The sequence below is a fragment of the Acidimicrobiales bacterium genome (assembly GCA_036491125.1).
Taxonomy (GTDB): domain Bacteria; phylum Actinomycetota; class Acidimicrobiia; order Acidimicrobiales; family AC-9; genus AC-9.
The window spans coordinates 1-9,290 of record DASXCO010000193.1 but is presented as its reverse complement, the minus strand read 5'-3'; the positions used below and the strand labels follow the sequence as shown (position 1 = coordinate 9,290).

The 9,290-nt window shown below is 70.6% G+C and carries 8 protein-coding genes; 5 read left to right on the top strand and 3 right to left on the bottom strand.

The features are described 5' to 3' along the window. The first annotated feature begins 31 nt into the window (after window positions 1–31). The 4 genes from VGF64_15525 (at window position 32) to VGF64_15510 (ending at window position 6,026) form a co-directional block, all read left to right on the top strand. The gene (locus tag VGF64_15525) at window positions 32–2,956 is read left to right on the top strand and encodes an FAD-linked oxidase C-terminal domain-containing protein (protein HEY1636173.1); all 2,925 of its coding nucleotides are present in this window, start codon (window positions 32–34) and stop codon (window positions 2,954–2,956) included. A 64-nt stretch (window positions 2,957–3,020) separates the two neighbouring features. Continuing rightward, a complete protein-coding gene (fdhD, locus tag VGF64_15520; GenBank protein ID HEY1636172.1) occupies window positions 3,021–3,851 on the top strand; it encodes a formate dehydrogenase accessory sulfurtransferase FdhD in 831 nt (276 codons plus the stop codon). A gap of 53 nt (window positions 3,852–3,904) precedes the next feature. Further along, the gene (locus VGF64_15515; protein ID HEY1636171.1) at window positions 3,905–4,726 is read left to right on the top strand and encodes a cytochrome c biogenesis protein CcdA; all 822 of its coding nucleotides are present in this window, start codon (window positions 3,905–3,907) and stop codon (window positions 4,724–4,726) included. A 142-nt stretch (window positions 4,727–4,868) separates the two neighbouring features. Continuing rightward, entirely contained in the window at window positions 4,869–6,026 is a 1,158-nt protein-coding gene (locus tag VGF64_15510) for an amidohydrolase family protein (protein ID HEY1636170.1), read from the top strand. 42 nt (window positions 6,027–6,068) lie between these two features. Here the strand turns inward: VGF64_15510 and VGF64_15505 are convergent, their stop codons facing one another. Next, window positions 6,069–7,205, bottom strand: a complete 1,137-nt coding sequence (locus VGF64_15505; protein ID HEY1636169.1) for a hypothetical protein — start codon at window positions 7,203–7,205, stop codon at window positions 6,069–6,071. A 10-nt stretch (window positions 7,206–7,215) separates the two neighbouring features. Between VGF64_15505 and VGF64_15500 the strand changes: the two genes are divergently transcribed. Further along, window positions 7,216–7,563, top strand: a complete 348-nt coding sequence (locus VGF64_15500) for a hypothetical protein (protein HEY1636168.1) — start codon at window positions 7,216–7,218, stop codon at window positions 7,561–7,563. On the opposite strand, the gene VGF64_15495 is transcribed toward VGF64_15500, so the two are convergent. After that, entirely contained in the window at window positions 7,554–8,951 is a 1,398-nt protein-coding gene (locus VGF64_15495; GenBank protein HEY1636167.1) for a selenium-binding protein SBP56-related protein, read from the bottom strand. The genes VGF64_15500 and VGF64_15495 overlap by 10 nt on opposite strands. A gap of 78 nt (window positions 8,952–9,029) precedes the next feature. After that, window positions 9,030–9,290 (bottom strand): hypothetical protein (locus tag VGF64_15490; protein HEY1636166.1); only part of this gene is annotated, 261 nt, incomplete at its 5' end.

The following is a 9,290-nucleotide window of genomic DNA, read 5'->3' as shown; positions in this document are numbered from 1 at the left end:
GGCGAGGTCCGCGTGGGCTAGACCGTCTCGAGTGACCGATCCTGCGGCGCTCGAGGCGACGCTGCGAGACGCGGTGCGGGGCGAGATCCGCTTCGACCGCGGCGCCCGGGCGGCCTGGTCGACCGACGCGTCGAACTTCCGCCAGGTGCCGCTCGGGGTCGTCCTCCCCCACGACGTCGGCGACGTGATAGCCGCCGTCGAGGCCTGCCGTCAACACGGTGCGCACATCACCATGCGAGGCGGCGGCACGAGCCTCGCCGGCCAGGCCACGAACACAGGCGTGATCATCGACACGTCGAAGCACCTCCACCGGATCATCGAGGTCGACGCCGCGAAGCGGACCGCCCGGGTGCAGCCGGGGGTCATCCTCGACGCCCTCCAACACCTGGCGGGCGGCCACGGCCTGGCTTTCGGACCAGACCCCGCGACACACGACCGCTGCACCCTCGGCGGGATGATCGGCAACAACTCCTGCGGCGTGCACTCGGTGATCGGCGGCCGCACCTCCGACAACGTCGAGAGCCTGGACGTGCTGCTCTACGACGGGACCCGCTTGACGGTCGGCGCCACGTCGGCGGGCGAGCTCGAGACGATCATCGCCGCTGGCGGGCGCCGGGGCGAGATCTACGGTGCCCTGCGGTCGCTTCGCGACCGCTACGCCGACCGGGTCCGGCAGCGCTTTCCCCGGATCCCCCGCCGGGTGTCGGGGTACAACCTCGACGAGCTCCTCCCCGAGAGCGGGTTCAACCTCGGCCGGGCGCTCGCAGGCACCGAGGGCACGTGCGTGACGGTCCTCGAGGCGGTCGTGCGGTTGATCGCCCTCCCCGCGCACCGCGCCCTGGTCGTCATCGGCTACCCCGACCTGGGCGATGCCGGCGACCACCTTCCGGAGATCCTCCAGCACGACCCCGTGGCCCTCGAGGGCATGGACGGCGCCCTGTTCGCGCCCCTGTCCCACCAGGGCCGTCACGGGCAGGGGCTGTCGATGCTCCCCGAGGGGCGCGCCTTCCTCGTGGTCGAGCTGGCCGCCGACGAGTCGAGCGAGCTCGGCGAGCGCGTCAGGTCGCTCGTGGCCTCGATCGATGGCGGGGCCACCTCGCGGACCAGAGTGTTCGAGGACGCTCGAGCGCGGTCTCGGATCTGGGCCGTCCGAGAAGAGGCCGTGGGCGCCATCGCCCGCCTCCCCGGCGGCGACTTCTGGCCCGGGTGGGAGGACTCGGCGGTCCCACCTGATCACGTCGGTCCCTACCTCACCGACCTCCGCCGCCTGTGCCGCGACCATCACTACGAGGTGGCCATCTACGGTCACTTCGGCCAGGGTTGTGTTCACGCCCGGATCACGTTCGATCTGGCGTCACATGCTGGCGTCGATCATTACCGCCTCTTCCTCGACGAGGCGGCCGACCTGGTGGTGAGCCACGGCGGCTCGTTGTCGGGCGAGCACGGCGACGGCCAGCAGCGCGGCGTCCTGCTCGAGAGGATGTTCGGCGCCGACCTGGTCGATGCGTTCCGTCAGTTCAAGGCCATCTGGGACCCCGACACGCGAATGAACCCGGGCAAAGTCGTGGACGCGGCGACGGACTCCGGGCGGCTTCGTGGTCCGACCGATGACCTTCGCCTCGGCGCCGGATGGGCGCCGTGGGCGCCACCGACCCGCTTTCGGCTCTCCGCCGACGACAACCGCCTCGACCGGGCCCTGCTCCGCTGCGAGGGCGTGGGCAAATGCCGGCGCGAGGAGGGCGGCGTCATGTGCCCCAGTTACATGGTGACGCGCGCCGAGGAGCACTCCACTCGCGGCCGGGCTCGCCTCCTCTTCGAGATGCTGCGAGGAGAGGTGGTCACCGACGGCTGGCGGTCGCGCGAGGTCTTCGATGCCCTCGACCTGTGTCTGTCGTGCAAGGGCTGCAAGAGCGAATGCCCAGTGGGCGTGGACATGGCCACCTACAAGTCCGAGTTCCTGTCGCACTACTACGAGGGGCGGGTGCGGCCCCGGTCCGCCTACGCAATGGGCCTCATCATGTATGGCGCCCGGATCGGTTCCGGCGCCCCGCGCCTCGTGAACGCCGTTACGCGCACCCCGGCGCTGGCGGGCGCGGTCAAACGAGCGGCTGGCGTCGCCCCGCGGCGCCCTGTCCCGCGGCTGGCCGAAAAGACCTTCCGAAGTTGGTTCGCCCGTCGCCCCCGGCCGGCGTGGAGGCCGGGCCGCCGCCCGGTGCTGTTGCTCCCCGACACCTTCAGCAACTTCTTCCACCCCGAGGTGGACCGGGCCGTCGTCACGGTCCTCGAGGCCGCCGGTTTCGAGGTCCTGGTGCCGCCGCGGGTGGTGTGTTGTGGGCGACCGCTGTACGACTACGGGATGCTGGCGACCGCCCGTCGTCTCCACGCCCAGCTGCTCGACGTGCTCAGACCGATGATCCGGGCGGGCGTACCGATCGTTGTCGCCGAGCCCAGCTGTTGCGCCTCGATCCGCGACGAGCTGGGCGAGCTGGCCCCCGACGATCCAGATGTGACCCGCCTCGCCCGGCAGACGCACACACTGGGCGAACTGCTCCAGCTCCACGCTCCCGACTGGGAGCTTCCCGACGGTGGCGGCGGCGTGCTCGTGCAGGGGCACTGCCATCAGCGGGCCGTGATGGGCATGGACGACGACATCGCCGTGCTCGATCGCATGGGGGTCGCGTGGACCACGCCCGACAGCGGGTGCTGCGGGCTGGCAGGTTCGTGGGGTTTCGAGGCAGAGAAGTACCAGCTCTCGATGGCGGTCGGTGAGCGGGTCCTCTTTCCGGCGGTGCGCGACGCCGATCCCGCCACCGAGGTGATGGCCGACGGGTTCAGCTGCCGCACCCAGATCGAGCACGGCACGGGCCGACGCGCCGTGCATCTCGCCCAGCTGATCGAGCGGCGGCTCGTGGGGCCCGGTGAGGACGGTGCAGGGAGGGGAATAACGACCCCATGAGCGGCCGCCCTCTCGCCGACGTCGATGCACCTGACGATCTGGCCCGGCTGGGGCCCGTGTCCGGATGAGCCGGCTGGTCGCGTCGACCAAGGTGCTCGCCCTTCGGGGCGATCGCCACGTCGAGCTCCCCGACCGGTTGGCCGCCGAGGAGCCCATGGAGATTCGCGTCGGTAGCCCTGGCGAGCACCCGACGGCGGTGAGCGTCACCATGCGGACCCCCGGACACGACTTCGAGCTGGCCGTCGGGTTCCTGCGGTCGGAGGGAGTCGTGGGGTCGAGCGCCGACGTCTCGTCGGTGCGCTACTGCGACGCGCCTCCTGGTGACGAGCAGCGCTACAACATCGTCACCGTGCAGCTCACCCGGCCGGCGGCGTTGGACGGTGTGGAGCGCCGATTCTCGGTGACCGCGAGCTGCGGCATCTGCGGCACGGCCACGCTCGACCAGCTCCGACGCAGGTGCGACCCGCTCGGGTCGGGCCCGTCCGTTGCCGTCTCCACGCTGCTCGCCCTGCCCGACGCCCTCCGCCGCTCGCAACGGTTGTTCGAGCAGACGGGCGGTCTTCACGCCGCCGGGCTGTCGGACCCCGAGGGGACGGTGCTGTCCGTGCGCGAGGACGTGGGCCGCCACAACGCCGTCGACAAGCTCGTCGGACGCAGCCTGCTCGACGACACCCTGCCCTTGGGTGATCGGGTGTTGGTGGTCTCGGGCCGGGTGAGCTTCGAGATCGTCCAGAAGGCCGCCCTGGCCGGGATCCCCATCCTCGCCGCCGTGTCCGCCCCCTCGAGCCTGGCCGTGACCACCGCCCGGGATCTCGGTATGACCGTGGTCGGCTTCATCAGGGACCAGAGGGCCAACGTCTACAGCCACCCGGAGCGGGTCGACCTCGCCCGCTGAGACCCCGGATTCGCGTCTGCGCAGGTCGCGGGGTTAGCATCGACGCTCCGATCATGACCCAGAGCGTCGAAGGTGTGAGCTACCTGGCTGCATTCGGCGGCGGCGTCGTCTCGTTCGCGTCCCCGTGCGTGTTGCCCATCGTCCCCGCCTACCTGTCGGTCATCACCGGCCTCGACGTGGCCGAGGTCCGATCCGGCGCCCGTCACCACCTCGGCCGCATCACCCGGGACACCTCCCTGTTCGTCGCCGGCTTCTCGGTGGTCTTCATCCTGCTGGGGCTGTCGGCGACGGTGGTCGGCCAGGCGTTGTTCCGCAACCACCTGCTGCTCACCCGTGTCTCCGGCGCCGCCGTCCTGGCGATGGCCCTCCTCCTGCTCGGCTCGGTCATGTTCACCGCTCGGGCCGGCCTCCCGGGCCGGCTCAGCTCTCGGGCCGGCCTCCCGGGCCGGCTCAACATCCCGTGGATGTACGGCGAGGCCCGCTTCCATCCCAGCCCGTCCCGTTTCGGCCCCCTGGCGGCGCCCGTGGCCGGAGCTGCCTTCGGCTTCGGGTGGACGCCGTGCATCGGGCCGATCCTGGCCTCGGTCCTGGCCGTCGCCGCCTCGCAGGGACGCTCGCTCGAGGGTGCCACCCTGCTGGCCTGCTACTCCCTTGGGCTCGGCGTGCCGTTCCTGGCCACCGGACTGGCCTTCGGCCGGCTCGCCGGCGCCTTCGACTGGGTAAGGCGTCACTTCGCCGTCCTCACCTGCTCCTCGGCCCTGGTCCTGGCCGGCTTCGGGGTCCTGCTCGCCCTCGATCGGCTCACCTGGGTAACCACTCAGCTCCAGACAGCGCTCCAGGACGTGGGGCTCGGCCGGCTGGTGTCCCTCGGCTGACGGCGGTGCGCGGACACCGGAGGTAGCGCGGTTCCACATCAGGTCGAAATGGGGCGCGGCGCCCCGGAGCGCGGCGCCCACTTTCGGCCTTGTCTGGAACAGCAGTAGGTGTCCTGGGCCCAGAGGGTCGTAATGTGACGCCATGACGGTCCTGCCGGCCCCGGTGGTCCACGACGCCGACTCGCACGTGATGGAGCCGCCCGACTGGTTCATGGCCTACGCCGATCCGGCACTGAGGGCGCGTCTGCGGCCGGCGTACGAGCTGAACCGCTCAGAGCTCCAGGAGCTGAACCGCCATCGGGAGCTGCACGCCGACCCGGCCTACCGGGCCGAGGAGGAGGAGCAGGTCTGGCTGCGCAAGAACTGGCGGGCCACCGGGTCGCTGATCGCCGAGGACCGGTCGAGGGCCCTGGACCTGCTGGGCTTCGCCAGTCAGCTCGTGTTCAACACCTTCACCAACAAGGAGCTGGTGCGGGTCGAGCACGGTGGTGACGTCGACTACGCCTACGGCCTGGCCCGAGCGCACAACCGGGCGATGGTCGACTTCTGCTCGGCCGACCGCCGACTGCTCGCCGTGGGATACGTGCCGCTGGTCGACTTCGAGCTGGCCGCGGCGACGGCGGCCGACGCCATCCAGATCGGCTGCAGGGCGCTCATGATCCCCTCCGCCTGCCCGCCCGGCCACAGCCCGAGCCACGTCTCGCTCGACCTGGTGTGGGCCCAGGCTCAGGAGGCTCGCCTGCCGGTCGTCTTCCACGTCGGCGGCGGCGGGCGGCTGCTCGATCCCAGCTACTTCGAGAACGGGCTCCCGCCGGTACCCGACTTCCACGGAGGCGACGGCAACTTCCGCTCCATCGACTACATGGCCATCCCGTATCCACCCATGCAGACCCTGGCCACGATGATCATCGATGGCGTGCTGGATCGGTTCCCGGAGCTCAGAGTGGGCGTGATCGAGCAGGGTGCGTCCTGGGTGCCGGGCTGGATGCGGTCGATGGACTCCGCCGCCACCGCCTTCGTGCGGAACGAGGAGCGGCTCCAGCGCCTGTCCCTCAAGCCCAGCGAGTTCGTCCGCCGGCAGGTCCGGGTAACGCCCTACCCACACGAGGACGCCGGATGGATCATCGAGAACGCCGGTGAGGCCGTGTGCCTGTTCTCGTCCGACTATCCGCACGTCGAGGGCGGGCGCAATCCGCTGGGACGCTTCGAAGCGTCGCTCGCCGGGCTCCCGCAGGCGGCCAAGCAGCGCTTCTACGGTGACAACTTCGCCGACCTGATGGGCCCGCACCTCCCCGGCTGACGCGCCGTCGGCGCCGTGCCTGCGCCGCCACGACAGCGCCGGTCAGGCGCGCTCGGCCTGGGGCCGCAGCCGCCGGGCGACCACCCACCCCGACCATCCGTCCGCGGACACGACGTTGGCCCACTCCCCCCGGTACTCGACGACCCGGACCGCCAGGTCGGGATCGAGGCTGGCCACGTCGCCCGCATCGGCCACGGGGATGGCTCTCGCCTTCAGCCCCTCCGGTGGCACGCGGTGCGTCGGCTTCCAGTCTGCGTCGGGCGCAGGCCCGCCCTCCCCGGCCGGCGCCGGTACCGGGTCGGTCGCCTCGCCAGCGGGGTCCGCCGGGAGCGTCACCCACCCGGTGGATCCGGGCGCCCCGGCGTGGGCGAACGACAAGTCTGGTGTGATCACCGGATGGGCTGGGCTCGGCGGGATCGGTGGGATCGGTCGGTCCTGGCGGCGCCGGCGGTCCCGCCAGAGGCTGGCCAGGCCGATCGCACCAGAGACGACCGTGACGGTCAGCAGGAGCCCGACGAGCCAGAGGCCGAGGGTCGAAGCGGCGCTTGGCGCCGAGCGCCGCTTCGGGTTGTTGGCCGACTGGTCTGCCAACGGTGTGATCGCCCCCACCCGATCGGGGGTGACGGTCACCTCGCTGCCGGACGCGAGCTGGAACGGCCGCAGGGACGCGTTGACCGGCGCCACCTCGACCGTGTCCTGGGTCACCCCGATCGTGCTCGTCTTCGTCGTCGGATCGTCCCCAATGGTGAAGTCGGTGCCCTTCACGGTCACCACGACGGCTTCGGTGGACGCCACGAAGCTGTACAAGCCCTTCTCGGACGGCGCGAACCAGAACCGGGCGAAGCCTTGCGACACGCTCATCGTCGGCGTCGGGTTGGCATCGATGGAGATCGTGGTCGCGACTCGAGGAACCGACTGGTGACCCCTGACGAAGATCCGCGGCGTGGCGTCGTAGATGTCGGTCATGCCGCCCTGCAACCATCGAATGGTGGCGGCGTGCGGTGTGGTGGACGAGCCACCTGATGCCGTGGTGCTCAACTGGTCGCCCCGTTGCAGGCTCTGGCCCACCTGAGCCGGGCTCTCGGTCCCGTCGGTGCTCCTCACCATCAGGCCGTCCCCTGTGCTGACGACCACGGCCAGGCCGGCGGCGACGTTCGACCCCCCCTGGTCCTGGGGCACCGTGGTGCTGATGGGAGGAACGGTGCTGGGAACCGATGTGGGCGCCGGGACGGTCGTCGTCTGCGGCACGCTGGTCGTGGCGGTCGTCGCCGGCGGTCCGGTAGTGGTGGTCCGGGGTGCCGTGGTGGTGGTCGGCGACGTGGTGGTCGTCGTCGATGACGTGGTCGTGGTCGTCGACGGGGGTGGCGCGGGATCCGCCATTGCCGCCTCGAGCCCGAACCCGCCGGCCACGGCCATTGCGCCCAGGCAACCCGCGACCGCCAGCACGGCGGCGAGCCGGGGGGCGAGGCGTCCCATGCACCTCATTCTGCCGGCGCTGGCCGACCGCGCGCGAGCGGGAGGCCCCGGTCAGGAGTAGCAGTAGGAGTCCGAGGAGGCGTCTCCGCCCTGGAGACGGACTTGGTGGACCCTCAGACCCCGGAAGTCGGTGACGAAGAACTCGGGATCGAAGGCGATCCCGCCGCCCGGGTCGACGTCGAGCTTGGCCATCCAGGACCCGAGGCCATCCGGGTAGAACTGATCGTCCCAGGCACCGTAGAGCGAGTTGGTGAAGTAGACCCGCCGGCCGTCGCGGCTGACCTCGACCATCTGGGGGCCGCCACTGAGCGGTCCGTCGGACGCCGGATGAGGCGTGCGACCAGCTATTCCCCCGATGCGAACCGATCCGGTGAGTGTCGGCGAAAGCGGATCCGACACGTCGTACTGACGCATCTCGCCCGTGCCCCAGCACGACACATACAGGTATCGGTCGTCGACCGACAGATCGATGTCGGTGACGAGGGGAGGGACGGCGCCGAAGGACTGGAGCAGCGGGGGGAGCGCGCTGGCGTCAGCCGGCTCGGCTGGGATCTCGATGACCTTGGTGACGCCCCAGTTGCCGCCCTCCCGGTGCCAGGCCCAGACCGAGGCCGAGAGATCCTCGACGTTCACCACAACCCCGACGAAGCCGTAGGCCTTCGCCGGATCATGAGCGGGACGCAGTTCGAGAGTCATCTGCTGGTTGTCGCCCAGGTCGACGGTCTGGAGGTGACGGCGCTCGCGCAGGTCCCAGAAGTGGATGGCGTGGCCGTACTTGCGACCGAGCAGCAGCTCCGGGACGATCCCGTCTTCGATCATCCCCGGGGTTCCCCATTCACTGGTTACCATCACGCCCTCGTTGAGGTGCCACCAGAAGTCGTAGGCCAGCCACTGGGGTCCCCGGTCGAGCTCCCACTGGCCAAGCACGGCGAAGGTCTCGTGATCGAGCATGGCGATGCCCCCCGGCCCGTCCCCTCCGGGGCCGCCCAGCGCGCTCAGGTACAGTCCGTCCGGTCCGCAGTGGAGCGTGTGGGGCCTCGAGTAGCCGGCCGCCCTGGCCAGCTCGTCGGCGTCGACGACCTTCACGAGACGCGGCTGGCGCGGGTCGGGCTTGGTGTCGATCACATGGATGCGCGACGAGCGGATGCCGGGGACGAGGAGATACCGGCGCTCCATGTGATTGGGGTCGTGCCCCGTGTGGCACAGGGCCGAGCTGCACGCGTTCCAACCGAAGTGGTGGAGCTCGTCGCCCGGATTCGGCATGTCGAGCCAGCCGACCACCTGGCCGAACTCCGTGGAGCTCTTGTCCACGTCGACGACCGTCAGCGCATCCGGTCGGCTGCCCTGTCCTCTGCTGAACGCGGCCACATAGGCGAGTTGCTCGGGCGCCGCTGCTGCCGCGTCCCGGGCTGTGCGGTAGAAGGTCGGGTCGGTGCTGGAGAGGGCCACGGGGCTCCTTTCGGCCGAGCTTGCGACACCATTCCAATTATGACCATTCGCGTCAAGATTTCAGCCACACCTGGATCGTCAGGGCGGGCTGGCGAGAAGGGCGAAGGCCTCGGCGAGCTGAACTGCGTTGGTGGGCTCGCCCGCCTCCTTCCCGACGGCGTCGAGCACCTGCTCCATGACCGTCTCGGGAGCGCGGCCTTCTCCAGAGCCGGAGAGGTGCCGGTACGCCCGGGCCAGCAGGAGCACCCGATCGGCCGGTGTGAGTCCACCGACCGAGGTGGCGACGACGGCGGTTCCTCTCTGCTCTTCGAGGTTGGCGAGTTGCTGTCGCAGCTCGAC

Bases quoted from the DNA above. Each gene is read 5' to 3' on its own strand.
- VGF64_15510 (HEY1636170.1), top strand. From the start codon at position 4,869: ATGACGGTCCTGCCGGCCCCGGTGGTCCACGACGCCGACTCGCACGTG.
- VGF64_15500 (HEY1636168.1), top strand. From the start codon at position 7,216: ATGGGAGGAACGGTGCTGGGAACCGATGTGGGCGCCGGGACGGTCGTC.
- fdhD (HEY1636172.1), top strand. From the start codon at position 3,021: ATGAGCCGGCTGGTCGCGTCGACCAAGGTGCTCGCCCTTCGGGGCGAT.
- VGF64_15515 (HEY1636171.1), top strand. From the start codon at position 3,905: ATGACCCAGAGCGTCGAAGGTGTGAGCTACCTGGCTGCATTCGGCGGC.